The 23,218-nt window shown below is 60.0% G+C and carries 19 protein-coding genes; 7 read left to right on the top strand and 12 right to left on the bottom strand.

Annotation, left to right across the window (positions count from 1 at the left end; translation table 11 throughout):
• The 4 genes from QP970_RS07145 to hutU all read right to left on the bottom strand — a co-directional run bounded on the left by QP970_RS07145 (position 1) and on the right by hutU (position 6,150).
• Positions 1 to 1,239: an HNH endonuclease signature motif containing protein gene (locus QP970_RS07145; protein ID WP_284869801.1), complete on the bottom strand. Its 1,239-nt coding sequence runs from the start codon at positions 1,237 to 1,239 to the stop codon at positions 1 to 3.
• A gap of 146 nt (positions 1,240 to 1,385) precedes the next feature.
• Positions 1,386 to 3,257, bottom strand: coding sequence for a DEAD/DEAH box helicase (locus QP970_RS07140; protein WP_239267830.1), 1,872 nt, complete (start codon positions 3,255 to 3,257; stop codon positions 1,386 to 1,388).
• Positions 3,258 to 3,303: 46 nt separating this feature from the next.
• The gene (hutI, locus tag QP970_RS07135; protein WP_284869800.1) at positions 3,304 to 4,473 is read right to left on the bottom strand and encodes an imidazolonepropionase; all 1,170 of its coding nucleotides are present in this window, start codon (positions 4,471 to 4,473) and stop codon (positions 3,304 to 3,306) included.
• Positions 4,474 to 6,150 carry a urocanate hydratase gene (gene hutU, locus QP970_RS07130; RefSeq protein ID WP_239267834.1) on the bottom strand — a complete coding sequence of 559 codons (1,677 nt, stop codon included), beginning with the start codon at positions 6,148 to 6,150 and terminating at the stop codon, positions 4,474 to 4,476.
• 181 nt (positions 6,151 to 6,331) lie between these two features.
• Here hutU and QP970_RS07125 point away from each other — a divergent pair, with 181 nt between their 5' ends.
• Positions 6,332 to 7,138 (top strand): SGNH/GDSL hydrolase family protein, encoded by an 807-nt coding sequence (locus QP970_RS07125; RefSeq protein ID WP_239267836.1) that lies wholly within the window; start codon positions 6,332 to 6,334, stop codon positions 7,136 to 7,138.
• On the opposite strand, the gene QP970_RS07120 is transcribed toward QP970_RS07125, so the two are convergent.
• The 3 genes from QP970_RS07120 to QP970_RS07110 all read right to left on the bottom strand — a co-directional run bounded on the left by QP970_RS07120 (position 7,121) and on the right by QP970_RS07110 (position 10,156).
• Complete coding sequence (locus tag QP970_RS07120; RefSeq protein WP_023021803.1) at positions 7,121 to 7,783, bottom strand: flavin reductase family protein; 663 nt, start codon at positions 7,781 to 7,783, stop codon at positions 7,121 to 7,123. The genes QP970_RS07125 and QP970_RS07120 overlap by 18 nt on opposite strands.
• A 1-nt stretch (position 7,784) precedes the next feature.
• Entirely contained in the window at positions 7,785 to 9,338 is a 1,554-nt protein-coding gene (gene hutH, locus QP970_RS07115) for a histidine ammonia-lyase (protein WP_239267838.1), read from the bottom strand.
• A 74-nt stretch (positions 9,339 to 9,412) separates the two neighbouring features.
• Positions 9,413 to 10,156: an IclR family transcriptional regulator gene (locus tag QP970_RS07110; protein WP_239267841.1), complete on the bottom strand. Its 744-nt coding sequence runs from the start codon at positions 10,154 to 10,156 to the stop codon at positions 9,413 to 9,415.
• A gap of 62 nt (positions 10,157 to 10,218) precedes the next feature.
• Here QP970_RS07110 and hutG point away from each other — a divergent pair, with 62 nt between their 5' ends.
• Entirely contained in the window at positions 10,219 to 11,157 is a 939-nt protein-coding gene (hutG, locus tag QP970_RS07105; protein ID WP_239267843.1) for a formimidoylglutamase, read from the top strand.
• 3 nt (positions 11,158 to 11,160) lie between these two features.
• Here hutG and QP970_RS07100 read toward each other — a convergent pair whose 3' ends face one another.
• Entirely contained in the window at positions 11,161 to 12,507 is a 1,347-nt protein-coding gene (locus QP970_RS07100) for a YjiH family protein (protein WP_239267845.1), read from the bottom strand.
• A 127-nt stretch (positions 12,508 to 12,634) separates the two neighbouring features.
• Here QP970_RS07100 and QP970_RS07095 point away from each other — a divergent pair, with 127 nt between their 5' ends.
• The 3 genes from QP970_RS07095 to QP970_RS07085 all read left to right on the top strand — a co-directional run bounded on the left by QP970_RS07095 (position 12,635) and on the right by QP970_RS07085 (position 17,542).
• Entirely contained in the window at positions 12,635 to 13,021 is a 387-nt protein-coding gene (locus QP970_RS07095; RefSeq protein WP_239267847.1) for a (deoxy)nucleoside triphosphate pyrophosphohydrolase, read from the top strand.
• A 12-nt stretch (positions 13,022 to 13,033) separates the two neighbouring features.
• Complete coding sequence (locus QP970_RS07090; protein WP_239267849.1) at positions 13,034 to 16,156, top strand: DUF3427 domain-containing protein; 3,123 nt, start codon at positions 13,034 to 13,036, stop codon at positions 16,154 to 16,156.
• Between the two features lie 93 nt (positions 16,157 to 16,249).
• Positions 16,250 to 17,542 carry an Nramp family divalent metal transporter gene (locus QP970_RS07085; RefSeq protein WP_239267851.1) on the top strand — a complete coding sequence of 431 codons (1,293 nt, stop codon included), beginning with the start codon at positions 16,250 to 16,252 and terminating at the stop codon, positions 17,540 to 17,542.
• Here QP970_RS07085 and QP970_RS07080 read toward each other — a convergent pair.
• Both QP970_RS07080 and QP970_RS07075 read right to left on the bottom strand, forming a co-directional pair.
• Positions 17,539 to 17,766, bottom strand: coding sequence for a hypothetical protein (locus QP970_RS07080; protein ID WP_239267853.1), 228 nt, complete (start codon positions 17,764 to 17,766; stop codon positions 17,539 to 17,541). The two genes, QP970_RS07085 and QP970_RS07080, sit on opposite strands and share 4 nt — an antisense overlap.
• 39 nt (positions 17,767 to 17,805) lie before the next feature.
• Positions 17,806 to 19,041 carry an MFS transporter gene (locus QP970_RS07075; protein ID WP_239267855.1) on the bottom strand — a complete coding sequence of 412 codons (1,236 nt, stop codon included), beginning with the start codon at positions 19,039 to 19,041 and terminating at the stop codon, positions 17,806 to 17,808.
• A 112-nt stretch (positions 19,042 to 19,153) separates the two neighbouring features.
• On the opposite strand from QP970_RS07075, the gene QP970_RS07070 reads away from it, so the two are divergent.
• On the top strand, positions 19,154 to 19,666 hold the full coding sequence (locus QP970_RS07070) for a hypothetical protein (RefSeq protein ID WP_239275302.1): 513 nt from the start codon (positions 19,154 to 19,156) through the stop codon (positions 19,664 to 19,666).
• Positions 19,667 to 19,670: 4 nt separating this feature from the next.
• Here the strand turns inward: QP970_RS07070 and QP970_RS07065 are convergent, their stop codons facing one another.
• On the bottom strand, positions 19,671 to 20,525 hold the full coding sequence (locus QP970_RS07065; RefSeq protein WP_239267859.1) for a DNA primase: 855 nt from the start codon (positions 20,523 to 20,525) through the stop codon (positions 19,671 to 19,673).
• 81 nt (positions 20,526 to 20,606) lie between these two features.
• Positions 20,607 to 22,310: a carboxylesterase/lipase family protein gene (locus QP970_RS07060; RefSeq protein WP_239267860.1), complete on the bottom strand. Its 1,704-nt coding sequence runs from the start codon at positions 22,308 to 22,310 to the stop codon at positions 20,607 to 20,609.
• A 143-nt stretch (positions 22,311 to 22,453) separates the two neighbouring features.
• On the opposite strand from QP970_RS07060, the gene QP970_RS07055 reads away from it, so the two are divergent.
• Entirely contained in the window at positions 22,454 to 23,185 is a 732-nt protein-coding gene (locus QP970_RS07055) for an EcsC family protein (RefSeq protein ID WP_239267862.1), read from the top strand.
• Positions 23,186 to 23,218: the final 33 nt, after the last annotated feature.

Raw genomic sequence — 23,218 nt, 5'->3', positions numbered from 1 at the left:
TTACTTTTCGGGGACAGTGTCATCGCTGTCCCCTTTTTCATGCGTGGACTCCTCCCTAAGCTCTTCTTTTAGTTGCTGCGCACCTGCATGCGCATTCTCCCGCCGCTTCTGCGTGGCCTGCGCCACCGTCTGCGCCCACCTGCGGTTCTTCGGCGCCAACGGTCCGCTCGCGGAGTCGTAGACCCACGTAGAGTCATCGAAAAGCCAGACGATGTCCCCACTTATCGGGTCCTTGATATAAAACGCCCTCCCATCGGTCTTTATATTGTGATGGTGCTGGCACAGGCAAGTGAGGTTTGCCGCCGAGGTCGGCCCACCATCTGCAAAGTCGTGCCGATGGTCCATCTGGGACGCCACCGCCGGCCGCGTACAGCCTGGCCACCGGCACGTGCCATCCAAGCCCTCTACAAACGCCCGGATATCTGGCGGAGTCACATAATTCGGGCTCTCCGCCTGACCGGCCTTCTCCATGTCCCTTGTCGTTGTCGCCCGAGCCTCTAGGTCATCCGCGGTCTCCGGGGATACCCAGCCTAAGTTTTGTACAAACGCGGGTGCATCCGGCAGGTCGCAGCGATACATATTCAACACGACCTTGGCCTTTGGTTGCGCCTTTCCGGTCAGCAGCTCCACTGCGGCCTCAGCCATCGTGAGGTCCTTGTCCGTAGCGATATCCCGAATATTGCGGTCGATTATCTCCGCGGTTTCTGACCCGACGTCCAGACAAACCGCAGCCCACTCCCCGCCTGTAGGTTCAACGCTATAGGCTTGCTTGCGGCGCGGATCCCGCGCGGCAATTGAGGGATCGAGGCGCACGATGAGCTCGCGTAACTTGCGGCGGAGATTGCGGTGCGAGGGCAGCTTTTGATTGGGGCGGGTTGGGGTCAAGTAGTTGGTCAGGGCGTCATCGATAGTAAACTTCTTCTCCGCATCAATGGCGCCGAGCTTGGCTAGGGTTTGGTCAATCGTAATCAGGCGGTCTAAATCTAAATGGAAATGCTGTTCTTGCCGGGCGCGCAGCCGCGGCAGCTCCTTTAATCGCTCGAAGGCGAAGATAATATTTCTAATTCGGGACTGACGCGCCCCAGTTAAGTCAGACAGGGATTGGCTAATAACTTCGATATCATCATCCGGGTCAGGGTGAAGCCTCTCCCAGAACTGGTATTCCGCTTTCCTAATCTCTGTAGCTGCACGGGAGGTAGAATTTTCCGGATTAGTATTGGCATAATATGGCGCATTCATGGACTTTCTTTCGAGAGATTTACTAGAACATGCTTTCGCCATACACCATACAAAACCGCCCCGACACACTACCCCCATTTATAGTAAAAGCGCAGGTCACAGGGCATGAAAAAAGGGCCTCTAAAAGAGGCCCTTTGGAGGTTTAATTAGTCGCGGAAGCGACCACCATGTTTGCGTCCACCGCCGCCGCCATCACGGCGAGGCGGGCGACCAGTATCCTTCTGAATCTTGATGAGCTGCCCAGAAATCCGGGTATCCTTCAGACGGTCCAGCACAGCTGGGTCCATGTTCTTCGGCAGGTCCACGAGAGTGTGTCCCACCGCAATGGTAATGCGGCCGAAGTCCTTGGCGGACAGGCCACCTTCGTTGGCGATTGCACCGACGATGGCACCTGGGCGGACATTCTGGCGCTTGCCGACGTCCAACCGGTACGTCTCAAAGTCACCATCCGGCCGCTTGGAGCCGCCGCGGTTCTTGCCGCCGCCCTTGAAGTCACGGTCGCGCTTGCGGTCATCGCGATCGCGGCGGTCCTTCTTTGGCTTGGGCAAAGGCTTGTCTTCCAATAGGAAGTTCTTGCCACCCTGGTGCATGACGGCCAGCGCCGCGGCGATGTCATCCATCGCGACGTCATTTTCTTCCGAGTACTTGCGCACCAAGTTGCGGAAGAAATCGGCCTGCTTGTTGTCCATGGACTGGGTGATGGCCTGCGCAAACTTTTCCTTGCGCTTTTCATTGACCTCATCGACGGAGGGCAGGTCCATCTCTTCGAGGCGTGCGTTGGTCACGCGCTCGATGGAACGCAGCATGCGGCGCTCGCGCGGGGTGACAAACAGGATTGCCTCACCGGAACGGCCAGCACGACCGGTGCGGCCAATGCGGTGCACGTAGGACTCGGTATCGTTCGGGATATCGAAGTTCACCACGTGGGTGATGCGCTCCACGTCGAGGCCACGTGCGGCGACGTCAGTGGCCACGAGGATGTCTAGGCGGCCATCCTTGAGCTGGTCGACGGTGCGTTCGCGCTGCGCCTGGGCGATGTCGCCGTTAATGGCAGCAGCGCTGTAGCCGCGATCGCGCAGGGCCTCGGCCACTTCTTCGGTCTCGTGCTTGGTGCGGCAGAAGACGATGATGGCGTCATAGGTAATGACCTCGAGGATGCGGGTGAACGCATCCATCTTTGCACGGTGCGGAATCAGCAGGAAACGCTGCTTAATGTTGTCGTTGGTACGGCGCTCGGACTTAACGGTTACTTCCGCCGGGTTGTGCAGGTACTGCTTGGACAGCCGGCGGATGGCATTAGGCATGGTGGCGGAGAAAAGCGCCACCTGCTTGCGGTCCGGGGTGCTTTCGAGGATGCGCTCGACGTCTTCCTGGAAGCCCATGTTCAGCATCTCATCGGCCTCATCGAGGACGAGGAACTGCAGCTGGGACAGGTCAAGCGAGCCCTTTTCCAAGTGATCGATGACGCGACCCGGGGTACCCACGATGACCTGGGCGCCGCGGCGCAGGCCAGACAGCTGGATGCCGTAGGCCTGGCCACCGTAGATGGGAAGAACCTCGATACCCTTGAGGGTTTCTGCGAAGGATTGGAAGGCATCTGCAACCTGCAGGGCGAGCTCGCGGGTAGGCGCGAGGACGAGTGCCTGCGGGTGGCGCGCATGCGGGTCAAGCTGGGACAAGACCGGCAGCGCGAAGGCTGCGGTCTTGCCGGTACCGGTCTGTGCAAGGCCCACGACGTCGCGGCCTTCCATCAGGATCGGGATGGTTTCTGCTTGGATGGGGGACGGCGTGGTGAAGCCTACTTTCGCAACGGCTTGCAGAATTTTATCTGGCAGGCCGAGGTGCTCGAACCCCTGGGAGTTGTCGTTGGCCGAGTCCTTGGACTCAGCGCCGGTGCCCTCAGAAGTATTCGCAGCCCTGGTGTCCTGGTTGACACCTTGCGAGTTGTCCTGAGATTCCGACTTATTAAAATCTTCCGGCTCGTTTACGCCGCCGGTGGCGTTATCGGTAATGCTCATTGCTCATCCAACCCTACGCGATACCGGCGGCAAACTCCATTCCTCGCTATACCCCCGCCACGAACGTGCGGTAGCTCAGCGGCATGCCCGGCCGGTAGGCCAAGTGCACCGCGCTGGGAGCATCGAGCACGTGCAGGTCAGCGGCAGCTCCTTCCACCAGGGTGCCCTTCGCGGGGCGGCCCTGCGGGTCGAGTCCGTTGCCCACATTATGGCGGCGCAGCGCCGTGGCACCACCGGTGGTGGCGGCGTGGATGGCCTCGTCGACGGATAGGTGCTGCTGCAGGACGGCCGTGGTCACGCAGTAGTTCATCGACGAAGTATAGGAGGTACCTGGGTTGAGGTTGGAGGCGATGGCGAGGGTGGCGCCGGCATCGAGAAGCGCACGGCCAGGCGCCAAGGGCTCGCGCGTGGAGAGATCGCAGGCCGGGAGCATGGTGGCCACGGTCTCGGATGCGGCGAGCTTTTCGATGTCACTATCGCTCAGGTAATTCACGTGGTCCACCGAGGCGGCGCCGAGATCGACCGCGAGGCTAACCCCCGGGCCCTCGCCAAGCTGGTTGCCGTGCACGCGCAGGCCAAGCCCCAACTTTTTACCGGCTTCGAGAACCCGGCGCGACTGCTCTTCATTGAACGCGCCGCGCTCGCAGAAGACGTCGATCCACTGGACGTATTCGGCAACCCTGTCCAGCATGGGGCCGACGACCTCATCGAGGTAGTCTTCCGCATCCGCTCCCGGCGGCACGAGGTGGGCACCCAGGAAGGTGACGTCATCGACATGCTGGGATGCCACGCGCGCGGCTTCCACTTCAGATTCCGTGTTGAGGCCGTAGCCGGTCTTGGTCTCGAAGGTGGTGGTGCCACCGCGGCGGCCGGCTGCCACGCGCTCGGCGACGAGCTTATCCAAGCGGTCTGCCCCCGCCTCCCGGGTGGCGTCCATGGTCACCGCGATGCCGCCTGCCTCGTAGGAACCGCCGGACATGCGGGCCTCGAACTCGGCGGAGCGGTCACCGTCGAAGACCATGTGGGTGTGCGAATCCACCCAGCCCGGCAGGACGGCGCGCCCGCCCAAGTCCACCTGGTCATCGGCGGCAGGCGCCTGGGAAGCGGGGCCAATCCAGGCGATGGTGCCGTGGTCGGCGATAAGGGCGGCATCGTTAAGCGTGCCGTGCTCGCTGACCGTGCGGAGTTCAGAAATTCCGGTAAAAAGTGTGCTCATTTAATCCCTTGCCTTAAATTCCATGGGAACGCGAACGCCGCGCTCCTTGGCTACTTCCTCTGCGCGAGAGTACCCGGCATCGACGTGGCGGATAACACCCATGCCTGGGTCATTGGTCAGCACGGCGCGCAGCTTGGCGGCGGCGAGATCGGTGCCATCGGCAACCGTGACCTGGCCGGCGTGGATGGAGCGGCCCATGCCCACTCCGCCGCCGTGGTGGAGGGAGACCCAAGTCGCGCCGGAAGATACGGCGGTCATGGCATTAAGCAGCGGCCAGTCAGCGACGGCATCGGTGCCATCGAGCATGGCTTCGGTCTCGCGGTACGGGGAGGCAACCGAGCCGGAGTCGAGGTGGTCGCGGCCAATGACGATGGGGGCCTTGATCTTGCCCTCGCGCACCAAGTCATTGAAGAGCAGGCCGGCCTTGTGGCGCTCGTTGTAGCCAAGCCAGCAGATGCGGGCGGGCAGGCCCTCGAACTCGACGTATTCTTCGGCGGCGTCCAGCCAGTTGTGCAGGTGCTCGTTCTCTGGGAAGAGCTCCTTCAGGGCTTCGTCGGTGACCTTGATGTCTTCGGGGTCGCCGGACAGCGCTGCCCAACGGAACGGGCCCATTCCCTCGCAGAACAGCGGGCGGATATAGGCGGGAACGAAGCCGGGGAACTCAAATGCGCGCTGGTAGCCGGCGTGGCGCGCCTCATCGCGGATGGAGTTGCCGTAGTCAAAGACCTCGGCGCCCTCGTCCTGGAATTCCACCATCGCCTGGACCTGTGCGGCCATGGATTCGCGGGCCTTTTTGGTAAAGGTCGTGGGATCGGCCTTGGCCTCGGACTGCCAGTCATCCACGGTGATTTCGGTGGGCAGGTAGGACAGTGGGTCGTGCGCGGAGGTCTGGTCGGTGACGATGTCTACCTTGAATTCCCCGGCGCGCTGGCGGCGCAGCACCTCGGGGAAGACCTCGGCGGCATTGCCCACCAGGCCGACAGAAAGGGCCTTTTTGTTTTCCTTGGCATCGAGAACCAAGCGCAGGGCCTCGTCCAGGTCGGTGACCACTTCATCGAGGTAGCGCTTGTGCTGGCGGCGGCGCAGGCGGTGTTCATCCACGTCCACGATGAGCACTGCTCCGCCGTTCAGCGTCACGGCGAGCGGTTGGGCACCGCCCATGCCGCCGCACCCGCCGGTCAGGGTCAGGGTGCCGGCCAGGCTGCCCTCGAAGCGCTTCTTGGCCACGGCCGCGAAGGTCTCGTAGGTGCCCTGCAGGATGCCCTGGGTGGCGATGTAGATCCAGGAGCCGGCCGTCATCTGGCCGTACATCATCAGGCCCTCGTCCTCGAGCTTGCGGAAGTGCTCCCAGTTGGCCCAGTCGCCCACCAGGTTGGAGTTGGCGATGAGCACGCGCGGTGCCCATTCATTGGTCTTCCAGATGCCCACCGGCTTTCCGGATTGGACGAGGAGGGTTTCATCGCTTTCTAAGTCCTTCAGCGATTCCACAATGGCATCGAAGGCCTCCCAGCTGCGCGCTGCACGACCGGTACCGCCGTAGACCACGAGGTCCTCGGGGCGCTCGGCAACCTCGGGATCGAGGTTATTCATCAGCATGCGCAGTGGCGCTTCGGTTTGCCAGGATTTTGCGTTGAGTTCGGTGCCGCGGGGTGCGCGGACTTCGCGTGGTTCAGACATGGCTTCCTTTCGCTCGTGCTTATCGACGCCGTGCCCTACCCCAAGGCCGGTTTCCCGGGGCTGTCTCCCGGGGGCTTGGCGAGCGTCACAGATATCAATTTAGTGTGATACACAACGTATTTAGAGCATTCACAATCACCAACTGTCTGGCATTTCAGACTCGACGGCTACGATGGCAGTCATGCGCCACGTATTGCCCGCCCTCGCCGCCGCCTGCCTGCTGGCAGGATGCTCCTCGCAGCCGCAAGAAGCCCAAGAAGCCACAGAAGACCCCGAAAACTATGTGGCCCTCGGGGATTCCTACGCGGCGATGGGCTCGACGACGCTCCCTCTCGATCCGCCCGATTCCTGCGCACGCGCACAAGATTCCTATCCAGAACTCGCCGCGCAGGAGATCACCACCAGTTCTTTCCGCAACGTCGCCTGCCAGGGCGCGAGCACGCTGGATGTTTTATCCTCCGCGGGCGAGCACCCCGCCCAGGTGGACGCACTGGCCGCGGATACATCCCTTGTCTCCTTGAGCATCGGCGGCAACGACGTAAGCTTTGTGCGCCTGACCCAATGCGCAACGGACGATATATGCCAAGACGAATCGGGAGCGCAGATAGACCTGGAGCTACACGATCTACCCCAACGCCTGGACAAGGTCTACGGGGAAATCGCCCACCGCTCGCCCGAGGCAAAGGTCATTGCCACCGGCTATATCCCCCTCATCAACCCCGGCGAGACCTGCCCCTTCATAGAAAAAATCCCGGCCACAGACCGGGAGTGGTTGGCAAATACCATCCAGCGCATCAACCAAGCGGTGCGCGAGGCCGCCGAGCGCAACGGCGCCACCTACGTGCTGCCTGACGATGCCCCGCAGCACTCCGCCTGCTCAGGCAAACCGTGGGTGGACTTTACGGGGCAGGATACCGATTCCTTCCCCATGCACCCCACCCACGCGGGCCAGCGGGCTATGGCCGATGCGCTACGCGCTGCCCTCTAGTCCGGCGCGCGCGGCGTCGTCGGAGCCGGGCACGCGCATCTCGAATTTTTCTGTGACCACGGTGTAGTCAAAGTAGCCCATGCGCGCGATGGGCTTAATCTTGAGGATGTCAAGCTTGCCTTCCTCATCGATGACAGATTCATCGATATGGATAGTCTTTACATCCGCCACCACGAGGTCGATGCTGCCCACCTTGGAATTGCCAGGCACGCGCAGCGTGGTCTTGTACTGGCACTCGAACTTCACCGGCGATTCTTTCACCATGGGAATGCGGTAATTGTCCGCATATTCCTTGGTAACGGACAGGCGGTCCCACTCGCTGTCGCCATAGTCGAGCACCTGGGCGGATTTATTGACTTCCTCGCGAAGATCATAGGTGGCCATATTCCACACGAACCAGCCGGTCTCCTCCGCGTTAAGCACCGTGTCCTTGCGACGACCATCCGGATACTGGTTGGCCGAAAACATCACCATGGGCGGATCGAAGGTGAGGTTTTGCCACTGGCTATAAGGAGCGATATTTTCGCGGCCCTCACCATCCACGCTGGAAAGCCATCCAATGGGGCGCGGTACCGTGCTGGCTTTGAAAGGGGAAAACGGCAAAGGGTTGGGCTCAGATTGCGGGTGCCAAGAGATGGTCGACATATTAATCACGCAGCTTTCCAGTAGCATTCTCGACAGCTTCGACAAGCGCGCCCTCCTTGACTAGGCGCACGGTCTCCTCGATTTCCGGCGAGAGGTAGCGGTCCACACCTGGCCCCTTGACGGTTTCGCGCAGCTTGGCGATTACCGCGCCGGTTCCCTTGGCCGGGGTACCCTCGCGCATGTCGATAGCGCGGGCAGCGGTGAGGATTTCTACGGCAAGCACGCGTTGTAGGCCATCGACGGCCTTGCGCAGCTTGCGGGCGGCGGACCAGCCCATGGATACGTGGTCTTCCTGCATGGCAGAGGAAGGAATGGAATCGGCCGAGGCCGGGGTGGCCAGGCGCTTTAATTCGCTGACGATGCCAGCCTGGGCGTATTGGGCGATCATGTGGCCGGAGTCGACTCCGGGGTCATCGGCAAGAAAGGCGTTCAAGCCGCGGTTGCGGGCCGGATCCAAGAAGCGGTCGGTGCGGCGCTCAGAAATGGACGCTAGGTCCGCGGTGACGATGGACAGGAAATCGAGCGCATAAGCCACCGGGGCGCCGTGGAAGTTGCCGTTGGAGACCACGCGGCCGTCCTTAGCCACGACCGGGTTGTCCACGGCGGCGGCGAGCTCGCGCTCTGCCACCTGTGCGGTATGCGCCAAGGTATCGCGGAAACCGCCGGCCACCTGTGGCGCGCAGCGCACGGAGTAGGCGTCTTGGACCTGGTTCTTCTTGAACTCCTCCAGCGCTGCGGCGAGGATCTCGGAGCCGTCCGCCACCTGGCGGATATTGGCGGCAGAATCGGCCTGGCCCGGGTGCGGGCGCAGCTGCTGGAGGTCATCGGCAAAGACCACGAGGGTGCCAAGCAGGCCTTCTACCGTCATCGCGGTGGCGATATCGGCGGTCTTGGCGGCCGCACGCAGGTCAGTAATGGCCAGGCAGAGCTGGCCCAGCATGCCATCGGTTCCGTTGATAAGCGCAAGGCCCTCCTTCTCGCGCAGCTCCAGCGGCTCGATGCCGGCGGCGGCAAGAGCCTCGTCGGCGTCCTTGAGCTCGCCGCCCACGCGTACCTCACCCTCACCCAACAGCGCTAGGGCGCAGTGAGCCAGCGGGGCCAAGTCGCCGGAGCAGCCCAGCGAACCGTATTCGCGCACCACCGGCACGATGCCGGCGTTGAGCGCCTTGGCATAAGTTTCTACCACCACGGGGCGCACGCCGGTACGGCCGGTACACAGGGTGGATAGGCGCAGCAGCATGAGCGCGCGAATTACTTCTTCTTCCACCTCAGGGCCGGTGCCGGCCGCGTGGGAGCGCACCAGGGACAGCTGCAGCTGCGCGCGCATCTCTTCTGGAATGTGGCGGCGGGCAAGCGCGCCGAAGCCGGTGGAGATTCCGTAGACCGGCGTGGGATCCTGGGCCAGTTCTTCGACCCGGTCGCGTGTGGAGGCGACCTCGTCCAAAGCCTCGGCGGAGATTTCTACCGTGGCACCGTAGCGGGCAACGGCCACGACTTCCTCAATGGTCAGCGCTCCGACGCCGACTGTAACGGTGGATGGGTATGCATTAGGCATGATGACTCCTAGTGTCTTTAGGGCAACAAAATATAGCTCACGTCACAGCCTAACGCGCTAGCCCGCATGGTACCTCACTTTTCGCGCTGGCGATACATTTTCCCCGCAACTTTCTCCGCGGCCTGGCGCAGCGCCGCAATGAGCTCCTCTACCCTATCCGCCGGCGTGGACACGGGATAGGTCACCGCAATGGCCGCCGCAGGCCGCTCCAAGTGGTCCAGGATGGGCACCGCCACCGAGGCCTGGCCCCGCGAGATTTCTTCCACCTCCTGATCCCACCCGCGCGCACGGGCCAGGTGCAGCTGCTCTTTGAGGAAACCAAAATTTTCCCCGCCCGCGGTATCAAAGGCGGCCTTGACCTCGGATTCCGGCAGGTGCGCCAGCATCACCCTGCCCGAGGCCGTCTTATGCGCCTGCAGGCGCACCCCGACCTCCGTAACCAACGAGGTCGCGCCCGGCGCGCGGACCTCCTGCAGGTATAAAATCTCCGAGCCCGCCATACGCGAAAGGTGCCCAGATCCACCTACCAGCCGCGCGCATTCCTCCAGGTCGCGCGTTGCCATGCGCACTAGCGGCTGCTGGGTTACATAGGCAGAGGCCATCGAATACGCGGCCAGCCCCAGGCCGTAGGTCTTGTGCTCGGGCAGGTGGGCAACGAAGCCGGCATCGACCATCTCCGCGAGCAGGTGGTACGTGGTCGAGCGCGGCAGGCCGAGCTCGCCTTGGATGCGGGCGGCGGAAATCGGGACATCGATAGTCGATAGCAGCTTGAGGATGTCCAGGGCATGGCGCGCAGCGGGGACTCGATTAGCACTCACAGCGCCCAATTATATTCCGCTACTGCCAGACAAACTCACCGCACGCTTCTAGTATCGGCACTATGAATACCGAATCAGCCCCACTTTTTACTCCCGCCCCCGAGTGGTCCGGCCGCTCCGATGGTCCCGGCCCCGAGCACGCGCGCTGGCATAGCGTTATCAACCAAGCCGAATCCGCGCCCGTAACCCTGCTGGGGTTTGCCTCCGATGAGGGCGTGCTGCGCAACGGCGGCCGCCAAGGTGCTGCCGCCGGCCCCGCCGCCCTGCGCACAGCCCTCGGATCCCTCGCGGTTCACCACGGCCATGCGCTTGCCGATGCCGGAACCATCACCACCCAAGCCGACGATCTCGACGGCGCCCACGAGGCCCTATCTGACAAGGTCGAAGAACTCGTCCGCAGCGCTACCCTGCCGATTATCTTGGGCGGCGGGCACGAAACCGCCTTCGGCTCCCACCGCGGCCTGTTCCGCGCGCGCGGTGCCACCCCGATCATCAACCTGGATGCCCACTTCGATCTCCGCCACGCGGACCACGCCACCTCCGGCACGCCCTTTACCCAGATTTCCCAGCTCACCGATGACTTTGAGTACACCGTCTTCGGTATTTCCCGCCCCAATAACACCGCGGTGCTCTTCAACGATGCCGATAAGCTCGGCGTCAACTACACCCTGGATGAGGAGCTGGTGAACCTCACCCCGGCCGAATGCGGCGCGCTCGCCACCCAGGCCACCGCCGCTGCGGACAAGGTCCACCTCTCCATCGACCTGGATGTCCTTCCCGCCTCCACCGCGCCGGGTGTATCCGCTCCGGCCAGCCTCGGCGTTGCCTACGAGCGCATCCGCGCCCTGGCGGTCGCCATCGCCGCGACGGGCAAGCTCGCGCTTGTCGATGTCGTCGAGCTCAACCCCACCTTCGACATAGACAACCGCACCGCCAAGGCAGCGGCACGGCTTATCGATGACATCGTTAACGCTCACCTCACTGCGGTAAGCGGGCAATAAACCTCAAAACAGCAGGTGCGCAATCGGGGTCGCAATCACGATGGTGAGGGCCACCCGCTCAAACCAGATGATGACCAGGTGAGATAGCTTCACCGGAATCTTGGTGGCCAAAATGCACGGCACCAGGGCGGAGAAGAAGATGATGGCAGAGACCGCCACGACCCCGATGACGAATTTCAGCACCATGGAATCGCTGTCGGCCACCGCTGTGGCGGGTAGGAACATCTCCGCAATGCCCATCGCCGCGGCCTTGCCGCCAAGTGCCGGCTCCGGCAGCTGCACTATCCAAGCAAAGGGATAAAACAGGTACCCAATCCATTCAAAGATCGGGGTAAACCGCGCAAGCAGCAAGCCAATAAGGCCCACCGACATGATGGACGGCACGATGGCCGCGGCCATGCGCACGCCATCGCGCAGGTTATCCCAAATGGCCTGCGGCAGCGACGGCGCGCGCTGCAAAGCCAGCATCGCTTCGCGCCACGCATTCTTAAAACGCGATCCTTCCACCGGCTTTTCTGGGTCAGGCTCTACACCCGCGCAGTATTCATCCGGAATCGTCCGCAGCGGCGGGATGCGCACGGTAATGGCCGTAACCAGGAACGTCACCAGCAGCGTGACGGCGAAATAGGTGCCCCAGATATTCATCAAATCCAGTTGCTTGGCCACGATGACCATAAACGCCGCCGATACCGTGGAAAACCCCGTGGCAATAACTGCAGCCTCTCTGCCGGTATAACCGCCCTTTTGATAGACACGGTCCGTGACCAAGATGCCCAGCGAATACGACCCGACAAAGGATGCCACCGCATCGATGGCGGAGCGCCCCGGCGTCTTCCACAGCGGACGCATGATGGGTTGCATCAGCACCCCAACAAATTCCAAGAGCCCAAAGCCAATGAGAAATGCCAGGAAGGTACCGCCGATGGGCACGATAAGCCCCACCGGTGTGGCAATGGAGTTCCACAAGAAGGGAACCAAGTCCTCATCGCCCAATACCCACGGCAGCGCGTCAATGACCATGAGGAAGGAAATGACCGCACCGGCGATATTGAGGACCGCAAAGACCGCCTGCAGCGCACTTTGCTTAAACGCCCCAGTGCTAAAGCTACGGACCGTGCCATACACGGCGAGCGCAAAAATAAGCCACGGCACCACCGCCGGAATGCTATCGCGCACGATGGTGACCATGTGGTCCAAAGGAATGGAGTTCTTTTCCTTATACGTCACAGGAAAGAAGAACACGAACGCGCCAATGGCGCTATAAACAAAGAGTTTCCACCGTCCCTCAGGCCGCGGGACTTCCCCGTCATGGCTCTGGATGGAGGAATTAACTGAATCAGTAGAAGTCACGATAGACCGCCCCTCAAGCTTGCATGATGATCAAGCCCGCGCGACAGCCTGACGCGAACATTGCGATTATGTTAGCTAAATTACATCTTCTTGTCTAGCGTTTCTTAGCTCAAGGCACAATGGGACTATGTCTAACCCCATCCGCGTCGTCGGCGCCGTCTTTCACGATGGCGATCGCTTCCTCGCCTGCCGCAAGAAACCCGGAAAACCCCTAGAAGGACATTGGGAATTTCCGGGCGGAAAAATCGAACCGGGAGAATCACCCGAACAGGCTTTAGCCCGCGAAATTCGCGAGGAACTCAACCTTACTGCCCGCGTAGGCAGCAAACTCACGACGACCATCTACGAGTACGACTTTGCCACCATCGAACTAACCACCTTTTATTGCACGCTCACCAGCGGCGAGCTTCGCCTGAGCGATCATGACGCAACCAGGTGGGTTACCCCCGCAGAAGCAATGGAGCTGACCTGGGCGCCAGCAGATATTCCAGCCGTGGAAAAACTTTGCCCTTAGAATCTTGTAGCTATGAGTCATTCCTTGGATTCCTCGCTCCCCTTCGGCGTTTACGAAACCCCGGTGACCTCGCGCATTCGTGAGCGAATGGAGGAAACGCAAAGCCGACACCCATCGGCGGGATTCGGGGTAGGAAACGGCACAGATGATAGCGCTCGCGGGCGCTATACCTCGGCCATGTCTCAACACATCGGCGATTTACTAGAGCAACGCCTCATGGGGCTCAAATCCTCAGCAGACCGAGTAGCCCTTATCAATACAATCGCTGGAATGCTTGGCGAGGACGAAGATATTGATACCGAGCAACTCCTCTACGCCGTCTACAACACTTCTTTAGCCGAGCCTCCGCTGCTTCCGGATGTATCGCTGACTAAGAGCGCGCTTTTTACTAATGCCCAGGGCGAGACCAGCCTGACCAGCGAGGTTGAGCGGGAGATAAAGACAGCCGATTCCGTCGACTTATTGTGTGCCTTCATCAAAAGCTCCGGAATCAGTGTCCTTGACCAGCAATTGCAGTTCCTGCGCGACAACCAGATTCCATTCCGCCTATTGACCTCTACTTACTGTGGGGCTTCCGATGCGGCGGCTCTTAAACGCCTGGTAGAAAAATATCGCGCCGATGTAAAGATTTGCTATGAGCATAAATCCACACGCCTGCACGCCAAAGCATGGCTATTCCGACGGGATTCTGGCTTCGACACCGCTTTTATTGGAAGCTCGAACCTTTCGAGGTCTGCTCTTATCGATGGCTGGGAATGGAACGTGCGCGGCTCTGCTACGGCGACGCCTGAGGTCATCGAAAAATTCATAAAGACTTTCGACAGCTACTGGCACGATAGCCACTTCAAGACTTTTGACCCCGCCAGGGATATGGATCGCCTGCAGGAATCCCTGCGCATTGCAAAAGGCACGGAGTCCCCACAAGCTTTGCGCCAATTAGAGCTTTCTGGCCTAGAAGTTACTCCCTATCCTTATCAAGAAGAGATGCTCGAGGCGCTGCGGTCCGAACGTGAGGTAAAGGATCGCCACAAAAACCTACTCGTTGCGGCGACAGGCACCGGCAAGACCGTCGTAGCTGCCCTGGATTACCTCAATCTTTGCCGGCAGTGGAAGCGTCGCCCACGTTTGCTCTTCGTCGCACACCGCAAAGAAATTCTTCACCAAGCGCGGCGTACGTACCGCGAGGTGCTCAAGGATGCCAACTTTGGCGAGTTGCTTGTCGATGGCACCGAGCCCCGGCGCTGGGACTTCGTATTTGCGAGCGTTCAGTCGCTCAATTCCACTCGCTTAGAAAAGCTCGCGCCGGATCAATTCGATGTGGTGGTCATCGACGAATTCCACCATGCAGAAGCTCCAACATATAACGCGCTTCTTAGCCATTTTGAACCAGACGAATTACTTGGGCTGACCGCAACACCTGAGCGCGGCGATGGCAAAAATGTCCAACAGTACTTTGACTACCGCATTGCCCATGAGCTTCGCCTCTGGGATGCTTTGCGCCTGCAACTTTTGGTTCCCATGCATTATTACGGAATTGCAGACGGTACGGATCTTTCTTCGCTTACGTGGAACAGGGGCAAGAAAGATTACAACACCAACGAGTTGTCAGAGTTTTATATCAAGTCTGGTGAAAAACGGACGCGCTTTATTCTTAATGAACTGGATAAACGGATTTTCGATCTTTCTGAAATGAAGGCGATCGGCTTTTGCGTCTCCATTGCCCACGCAGAGCATATGGCCCAGCAATTTCAGCACTTTGGAATTCCAGCCCAGGCCGTAACGAGCAAATTAACTTCTTCTGAACGCGCAGAAGCCATTCAACAACTCGAAAGCGGCGCCATCAAGGCTCTCTTTTCCGTTGATATTTTCAATGAGGGCGTCGACATCCCAGCGGTCAATACACTGCTCTTGCTCCGGCCAACCCAAAGCCCGGTTATCTTCCTACAGCAACTTGGCCGCGGTCTTCGCCTTGCTCCCGGAAAGGATTCTTGTACCGTATTCGATTTCATTGGCCAACAGCATGTTGAATACGATTTTGAGCGTAAATTCAATGCATTAACGAGAAAACGCGGGAAACATCTACTCACCGAGATAGAGCAGGGCTTTCCCACCACGCCGCCGGGAACGCACATCCAATTCGATGAATCGACGACGGAACAGGTCCTCAACAACGTAAAGAAGACGACACGGAGCAACTTGCGGAAAGTGCGTGCGCTGGTGGCGGAATTGCGAACTACCGATCTCAAAGAATTCCTCGACGAGGCAAACCTCGAATTGGAGGATATTTATCGCCCCAACAAATACTCCTGGACCCGCCTCCTGCGCGAGGAAGGCCTCCTCGAGCCACGTGACGATGAGATGGAAAGCTTCTTACTCAACCGGATTAAAGTTTTCCTCCACGTCAATGATGCGACACGCATTGAGGCTTATCTTCGAATCCTAAAATCCTCCACTTCGCAATTCGGCGATATGTCGCCCACTGATCAAGCCTTTGCACGAATGCTGGTCTTGGGCTTTTGGGCTAATTCCAATGCACCCAGCCCGTCTTCTTTTGACCAAGCGCTGGGGATATTGCGAGAGCACCCGCGAGTTATTTGGGAACTTGAACACGTCATGCGGCTACAAAACGATGCTTCGCGCATTATCCCGCAGCCTAGTGACGACACCGTTCTGGAAACTCACGCAGACTACTCTCTGGCAGAGTTAGTCGGCGCCTTGCAAACTGGCGAATTAGAAAAACTGGTCAGCCTTCCGCGCGAGGGAGTGAAATACTTCCCCGAGATGAACATGGACTTATTCTTGGTGACTTTCCAAAAAGACGATCAAGTTAGCGCCACCACGAATTACCGGGACTACCCGATTTCACCGGATCTCCTCCACTGGGAATCGCAATCGACAACAACTCTAAAATCGAAGGCCGCACGTCGTTATATTCGGCATGATGAGCTCGGCGGGAAGATTCTTATCGCCTCTCGCTTTACTAAGAAGAACTCAGTGGGCACCGCGAGCGCCTATACATTTTTGGGTGCTGTGGATTATGTTTCCCACCACGGTGAAAAGCCCATTCAGTTCCAATGGAAGCTGCAAAGAACCATGCCAAAGGCGCTGTACGCTGCTGGCCGGACCGTCGCTTAGCACGCATGGTTGAATAATTGGGCTGCACTCTACCAGTCAAGAGTGATACATTTCTCTTAAGTGATTCACACCATAGCCACTTAAGGAAGTGTCATGAGCCATTCAGATAACCACACCGGCGTAACATCCGCCGAAGGCCAACAGACACACAACTCTGAGCCACAAGCAAAGGTGAAATGGACCCTCGTTGGTCCGGGTTTGGTCGCCGCAGCTACCGGCGTCGGTGCCGCCGACCTGGTGGCAACCATGATTGCCGGCCAGCGCTACGGTTACGCACTGTTGTGGGCCGTCATCGTCGGTACGATTATGAAAATCGTGCTGGTGGAAGGCGTCGGCCGCTATAGCTTGGCCACCGGAAACACCATGTTCCACGGCTGGCGGGAACTAGGGCGCTGGACCTCGTGGTACTTCGCGCCCTACATCGTCATCTGGGGATTGGTATATGGCGCCGCCGCCATGTCCGGCACCGGCTTGGCATTGAGCGCACTCTTCCCCGGGACAAGCTTGACCATGTGGGCTATCCTGACCGGCGTATTGTGCTTTGCGCTTACGTGGTTGGGTCAATACCAGCTCTTTGAAAAGCTTGCCGCCGTATTAGTTGGCATCATGTTCGTCACTGTGGTGGGCATCGCCGCAATTACAGCGCCTAATTTGCCAGAGATTCTGCGCGGCCTCGTCCCCACCATCCCGGATGGGTCTTTCGTCTACGTGCTCTCCATCGCCGGCGGTGTCGGCGGCACTATTACCCTTGCTGCCTATGGCTACTGGCTGCGAGAAAAGAAGTGGTTCACGCCCAAGTGGATGAAGGTCATGCGCATGGACAACTCGGTGGCCTATGCCGTCACCGGTATCTTCGTCCTAGCTACGCTGGTCCTTGGTGCCGAGCTTTTGTACAGCGCTAATGTCGCTGTCTCCGATAACGACCAGGGCTTGGTGGACATGGCGGACGTGCTGGAGGCTCGCTACGGAACCTTTATTTCTAAGTGGTTCATCGTCGGATTCTTCGCTGCCGCATTCTCTTCCTGCTTGGGCGTGTGGAACGGTGTGTCCCTCATGTTTGCGGACTACGTTGGGCACCTGAAGAACCTCCCACAAGGCCACCCCAGCACCAGCACGGGCGGTAAGTACTACCGCGCTTACCTCATCTGGTTGACCTTCCCACCGATGCTGCTCCTGCTGCTGGGCAAGCCCACCGGGTTGATCATTGGCTACGGCGTCTTGGGCGCATTCTTCATGCCCTTCCTGGGACTTACTCTCTTGGTTCTGCTGAATACCAAGCACACCCCGAAAAAATGGCGCAATGGCTGGTTCATCAACACCCTGATGGGCATCATTTCTGCGGCCTTTGTCTACCTGTGCGTGTCCCAGGTCGCAGGGCTCTTCTAGCCCTGTTGCTCGTAATCTTCAAGGTACGCGCCGATCACCCTTAAGCTCTCGACCTCGTAGAGAGGGATGCGCCGGCGTGTACCGTCCTCAAGCCGGCGAAGCACCCAAGTATTTTCTTCCATCCACCAGGCGCGGCCTACAACTACGTCTGCATTATGAAGCCGTACCCAAATAATCAAAGCGTTATTAACCGCATCAAGAAAGCGCGCGTTTAAGTCATCCACACGCGCATAACTTAGCCGGCACTGAGCGGTTGCCGTCAACTATTTTTTCGGCATTCGCTCTACTTCCACCGTGGACTCCTGGCGGGGTTCGCGGCCGAAGAGCCAGGCGATAATGCCGAAGATGGCAATGGCACCGCAGACGGTGAAGGCTGTGGGGAAGCCATAGACATCGGCAAGCAGCCCAATGAGCATGGGTCCCACGATCTGGCCGAGGTCTCCTGCCATCTGGAAGGCGGACAATACCTTGCCGCCGGAGCGCTCGTTGCCCACGATGTCTGCCACCGCGGCGGTCTGGGAAGGATTGATTAGGCCCGATGCTGCACCCGCAAGGGCGGATACGAGCAAGAGGAACCACACGCTGGTGGCCAGGCCCATTAGCACCATGAAGATGGCGGAGCCGACCAAGCCAATCAAGATAAGCGGCTTGCGGCCATGGAGATCGGACCACCGGCCGGAGAACTGAAGAATAATCGCATTGCCTGCGGCGAAGGCGGCGAGGGCTAGGCCCGAGGCTGCGGCGCCATTATGGAAAATCGCGGCGGCGAAAAGCGGCAGGACGGACACGCGTACGCCCATATTGATCCAACCGTGGGCGAAGTTGGAGGTCAGCACCGCGCGGAAAGCGGTATCACCCCAGGCCTCCTGCAGGCGCATGGGAGGCAGGTCCGACGTAGTGGATTGGGAGTGGTTGACCCGCGGCATCTGCCACCAGACAACGAACGCAGCAAGCATCACGCCAATGCCGTAGATGAAAAATGGCCAGCGAAAGCCCAGGAAGGACAGGCTGGCGCCGAGCACTGGGCCGGCGACATTGCCCAGCAGGAATGCCGTGGCATAGGTGGCGGAGCACTTACCGCGAATCGACGGTGGAGACAGGCGCACGATAAGGCCCATCGCGGAGACAGTAAACATGGTCGAGCCAAGACCTGCCAGGGCGCGCAACACCACGATGTGCCAATACTCTTGGGCAATGGCGACCAAGCCCGTGGTCACGGCAACGGTCATCAGGCCCACCAGGTAGACGCGGCGCGAGCCGACGCGGTCTACCAACGAGCCAGACACGGGCGCGAAGATCAGCCGGGAGGCGGCGAAGATAGAGACCACCAGGCCGGCGGCGGCCATCGAGACATCGAAGCTGACCACGAACTGCGGCAAAAGCGGTGCGATAAGGCCATAACCTAAGGCGATAATGAACGCCGCCGTTACCATTACCCAGATTTCCCGCGGCACCTTGGGCTTTTCGTAGGGCGCCGGTTCGGCATTAGCACTCTTCATAGCACGTGCAACCTTATGCCTTTGAAGGTCTGAAATCTATTTAAGCTACCTTTTCGAACTTGTGTTTGTATTGTTCGAACTCGTGTCGGCCTTGCGGTTTAGAGTAAGGGCCATGCACAACGTAGATAAGAACTTTTCGCACACAGTACCCAGTCAGCCCAGCGCCACGGCTACGGAAATCGCCGCCGACTTGGCCTATCACCACTATGAGACCGTCAGCTCAATTTCCGCCATCATGCACCACCCGCGGTCCTTGGCTCGCCCCACCCCGACGTGGCGCCCGCCCATAAAGCAACTGCCACCCACACCAGGCGGCGCGGACTACAGCATGAGCATTACCCGCCACCGCGTGGGAGCACGAGTAAAGGCGCGGATCCGCGGGTTCGGCGAAAGCCGCATCCCCGCCTACCTCATCACCATTCGCATCACCGATAACTTTGGGCAGATAGTCGATCCCGCCACGGCGGAAGGATGGGTGCGCACGCTTGTCCCCGCCGAGTTAGCTGGCGCCGTCCACGAGATTTCCCGTGGACCCAATGCCACCTACGTGTGGCTGGTGGATAGCGCCTTTAAGCCCGTACGCTCTCCGGAATCCCTTTTCGCGGGATTCCAGCAAGCGGCTTAGGGGCTTAGTTGTTGTCGCCCTCGTCGTCAGCGTCAGCGTCGTCGTCTTCGGTGAAGGTATCGAAGAACTCAAGGGCCTCGTCCGCGTCATCATCGGCGTCTTCGCAGAAGATGTCGTAGACGTCTGGTTCTTCGAAATCGTCCTCATCGAAGTTGACGAGCTGGGCTTCCCAGTCCAGGGCCTGCTCCGAGACCAATCCGAGCACGTCAAAGAGGCGGTCGAAATCGGTGTAGGTGCCCAGTTCCAGGGCCTCAGCGGGGACTTCCACGATGGGGATGTCATCGGAGTCAGTGTTGTCAAAGAGGGCAAGGCGCTCGTTTTCATCGAGGTCCTCGCCTTCCTCGTCCACCTGCCACAGCTCCGTCACGGCCTCATCCTCGAGCTCTTCCATGTCTTCTTCATCGAAGTCGAAGGCCAAGAAGCGCACGATGGCAGAGGGCACGCCGTCGATGGTTTCTACCAATACGCGCAGCTCAGAATCGTTGCCTACTTCCGCGACCACCAGGTGCGGGTTGAGTTCATCCTGGTCAAACTCCAATTCCGCGATGCGCTCATCGGTGCCTTCCAAGAGGTCCCGGAGGACGGTAACAACCTGGTCGGTGGCGATGTGGCGGGAGACGGCCTCTACGGCGTCGTCGACGGAAAAGGCGACGGAGACCAAGACGGCCTCGAATTCTTCATCGTCTTCATCCACATCCGCGGCAGCGATGTACACATTGGCCGCCGGCAAGAGAGGATCGATTTCAACAAACTGGATTTCCAAATCAGAGGTGATTGGAACGAACATGACGTCTTCGTTGACGCGGGACTCAATGCCCTCGGCGTCCAATGCGGAAGCGATATCTTCGAAAAAGCTCATGGTGGTGAAAAATCCATCCTTCGGAAGCAGAGGTCCCCGCGGTGGGCAAGACGCCGCCCGCGGTCACCCTGGATTCTACCGCTAATCCCGCCGGTGTGGTTGGAAACCAAGGGAGCGCACCAGCTCTGGGCGCCCACTTCCCCACTCCACCATGTGGTAATCCTCCCACGCCTTGCGGCGACCGTCATTGGGGGCGTGCACGATATAGGCCTGTTCATCAAAGATCATGGTCGCGCGCTCACCGCCCTCATAGCGCGGCCACTGCGCCTTCGGGCTGCCGCCGTGGATGAACGCGGCCCAGTGCTCCTGCATGGTGGAGGTCAATTCCTCCATCTCAGCCCGCGAGCCCCAGCCAGTTAGCAAGGAGGCGCGCGAGGATCGGGGATCACCAAAGACATTGCCCAATTCCATCGAGTGCATGGCGCCTAAGCCCAGCCACTTCAAGACGGCAGAGGCGAAGTCGAAGCGGTACATCCACGTATCGGCCACTTCAGAGTGGGCGCTGGCGATGCGGGTGGAAGGTGCCCAGAAGAGGGCATCGGCAAGCAAGTGCGCAAAATCTTCCCGGCGGACCGCACCGCGGTAGGCGGCGACGACCTCGGGGGCGTGGTGGGGATCGTAGGAGGCCAAGAGCCGCAGGGCGGCGCGCTCTCGGGCGCTTTGGCGCTGAAAGAGGAACTTGCCAAAGCTGGCTTCGTCCGAATTCGTGCCTATCAGCAGCGGGATTTTGTGCTGGTGGCCCTGCTCAAAGGCGGTGATGGGGTGCTCGGGCAATAGCTCGCCGTCCACCGTGGGCGCGTAGCAGGAGTTTAAGTGCAGTAGCTCGCCGGCGCGCCACATCATGGATTGGCCGGAGCGCACCACATCCGCACAGTCTTCCTGGCGCAGGTCATCCACGCTCACCCGGCGCGGCAGGCCCACCCGGCGTGCGAGTTCGCGGGCCCACAAGGTGGATTGGGCGCGGGAATGCACCAACGCAATGGGTGGGGACTGGGCAATGGCGCGGTGGAAGAGCCCTTCGGCGGGCGGGCTGGTCATCAGTGCCAGCACCGCGGCGCCGCCGGCGGATTCGCCCATGAGGGTGACCGAGTCTGGGTCGCCGCCAAAGGCAGCGATATTCTCCCGCACCCATTTCAGGGCCAGAATCTGATCCGCCACGGCGGGGTTGGCGCTGCACTCGCCGCCGAGGCTGCGCAGATCGAGATATCCCAGGGCGTTGAGGCGGAAGTTGATGGATACGTAGACCACGTTCATGCGGGTGGCGAGCTCAAACCCGCGCAGCATGAGCATGTGGGACGAGCCCATGATGAAGCTGCCGCCGTGCAGGTACACCACCACGGGCAGCTTTTCCTCCGTGCGGGGGCGCACGATGTCGAGGTACAGGCAGTCCTCGGAGCCGACAATGCGGTCGGTCCAGGAGTACGTGGGTTGTGGGGCAATTGGCCCGAATTGGCTGCAATCGCGCACGCCCTCCCAACGCGGTGCCGGGCGTGGGGCGCGAAAGCGGCTGTCGCCGGCCGTAGAGGCACCGAAAGGAATGCCGCGCCACGTGCGCACCGGCCCGGCGCTAATGGGGCGATCTACTCGCAGGTCTTCTTCGATGACCCCGCGCACCCAGCCGGAGGTCGTGCGCACGGTGACCTCATCCGCGTAGGCATTCTGTGCCCGCTCGTGGGCCTGACGGGCGCGCTCGTGTGCGCGCATGGCCCGCAAGCGCGCGGCAGCGGTGGACTCTTCGGAATAAGAGTCCCTACTGTCGCGTTGACCATCCTGCGGGTAAGGCATACTCCCTACCTTAGGTAGGTTGCGCGCCGGTGGCGATCTGAATCGCACCTGGCGGCCCCTTCTTTCAAGGTCAGGGCTATGCTAGGTAAAAAATCAATTGATACCACTACCCCAACAAACTAAGGATTGGTGTGGGAGAAGGCATGTCCATATTTAAAAAATCCACCCCGGATAAAGCAGCTACTGACACATATGACATCGATCCGGAGCACAGCGGCCGTTTTACCAAGGCGCTGCTGAATTCCTTGGACCGCGCCGTATCCGTGCAATCTGGTGTTATTTCCAAATACGTCACGAGCCTAAAGAAGCACCACCCAGAAGCCACTGACCAAGAATTGCAGGGCTTTATTAACAAACACTTCATCAATATCACATCCGGCACGGGCGCGGCCGCTGGTGCCTCCGCATCCGTGCCCGGCATTGGGCTATTTACGGGCGCGGCCACCATTGGTGCGGAATCCGTAGTCTTTCTTGAAGCCGCTGCGTGGTACATCCTGGCGTCCGCGTACCTGCGCGGCGACGATATCTCCTCGCCCGAGCGTCGCCGCGCCCTCGTACTGGTGGTATTGACAGGCTCGAAGGGCTCCGCGGTGGTCGATACCTTCGTTGGAGACCTCGGCACGGTCACGGGGGCGCGTTCGGTTGCCTCGCTCTCCCGCTTTTCCGGGCCCACACTATCTGGCATCAATGGCAGGTTGACCAAGGTATTTACCAAGCAGATCACCAAGCGCATGAAGTGGGCATGGGTGGGCAAGCTCATGCCTATGGGCATCGGGGCGGTCATCGGTACAAAGGCCAACCGCAAGCTGGCCAATCAGGTCATCGAATACGCCCGCCAGCAGCTCTCCCCTCTTTCCCACACAAAGGCGGGTTAGTGGTGATCGTTTAGAGCGAATTCGCTACCCCTG

Source organism: Corynebacterium sp. MSK073, from assembly GCF_030232085.1.
GTDB lineage: Bacteria > Actinomycetota > Actinomycetes > Mycobacteriales > Mycobacteriaceae > Corynebacterium.
This window is presented reverse-complemented; position numbering and strand designations above follow the sequence as displayed.

Bases quoted from the DNA above. Each gene is read 5' to 3' on its own strand.
- QP970_RS07145 (WP_284869801.1), bottom strand. From the start codon at position 1,239: ATGAATGCGCCATATTATGCCAATACTAATCCGGAAAATTCTACCTCC.
- QP970_RS07140 (WP_239267830.1), bottom strand. From the start codon at position 3,257: ATGAGCATTACCGATAACGCCACCGGCGGCGTAAACGAGCCGGAAGAT.
- hutI (WP_284869800.1), bottom strand. From the start codon at position 4,473: ATGAGCACACTTTTTACCGGAATTTCTGAACTCCGCACGGTCAGCGAG.
- hutU (WP_239267834.1), bottom strand. From the start codon at position 6,150: ATGTCTGAACCACGCGAAGTCCGCGCACCCCGCGGCACCGAACTCAAC.
- QP970_RS07125 (WP_239267836.1), top strand. From the start codon at position 6,332: ATGCGCCACGTATTGCCCGCCCTCGCCGCCGCCTGCCTGCTGGCAGGA.
- QP970_RS07120 (WP_023021803.1), bottom strand. From the start codon at position 7,783: ATGTCGACCATCTCTTGGCACCCGCAATCTGAGCCCAACCCTTTGCCG.
- hutH (WP_239267838.1), bottom strand. From the start codon at position 9,338: ATGCCTAATGCATACCCATCCACCGTTACAGTCGGCGTCGGAGCGCTG.
- hutG (WP_239267843.1), top strand. From the start codon at position 10,219: ATGAATACCGAATCAGCCCCACTTTTTACTCCCGCCCCCGAGTGGTCC.
- QP970_RS07095 (WP_239267847.1), top strand. From the start codon at position 12,635: ATGTCTAACCCCATCCGCGTCGTCGGCGCCGTCTTTCACGATGGCGAT.
- QP970_RS07090 (WP_239267849.1), top strand. From the start codon at position 13,034: ATGAGTCATTCCTTGGATTCCTCGCTCCCCTTCGGCGTTTACGAAACC.
- QP970_RS07085 (WP_239267851.1), top strand. From the start codon at position 16,250: ATGAGCCATTCAGATAACCACACCGGCGTAACATCCGCCGAAGGCCAA.
- QP970_RS07075 (WP_239267855.1), bottom strand. From the start codon at position 19,041: ATGAAGAGTGCTAATGCCGAACCGGCGCCCTACGAAAAGCCCAAGGTG.
- QP970_RS07070 (WP_239275302.1), top strand. From the start codon at position 19,154: ATGCACAACGTAGATAAGAACTTTTCGCACACAGTACCCAGTCAGCCC.
- QP970_RS07065 (WP_239267859.1), bottom strand. From the start codon at position 20,525: ATGAGCTTTTTCGAAGATATCGCTTCCGCATTGGACGCCGAGGGCATT.
- QP970_RS07060 (WP_239267860.1), bottom strand. From the start codon at position 22,310: ATGCCTTACCCGCAGGATGGTCAACGCGACAGTAGGGACTCTTATTCC.
- QP970_RS07055 (WP_239267862.1), top strand. From the start codon at position 22,454: ATGTCCATATTTAAAAAATCCACCCCGGATAAAGCAGCTACTGACACA.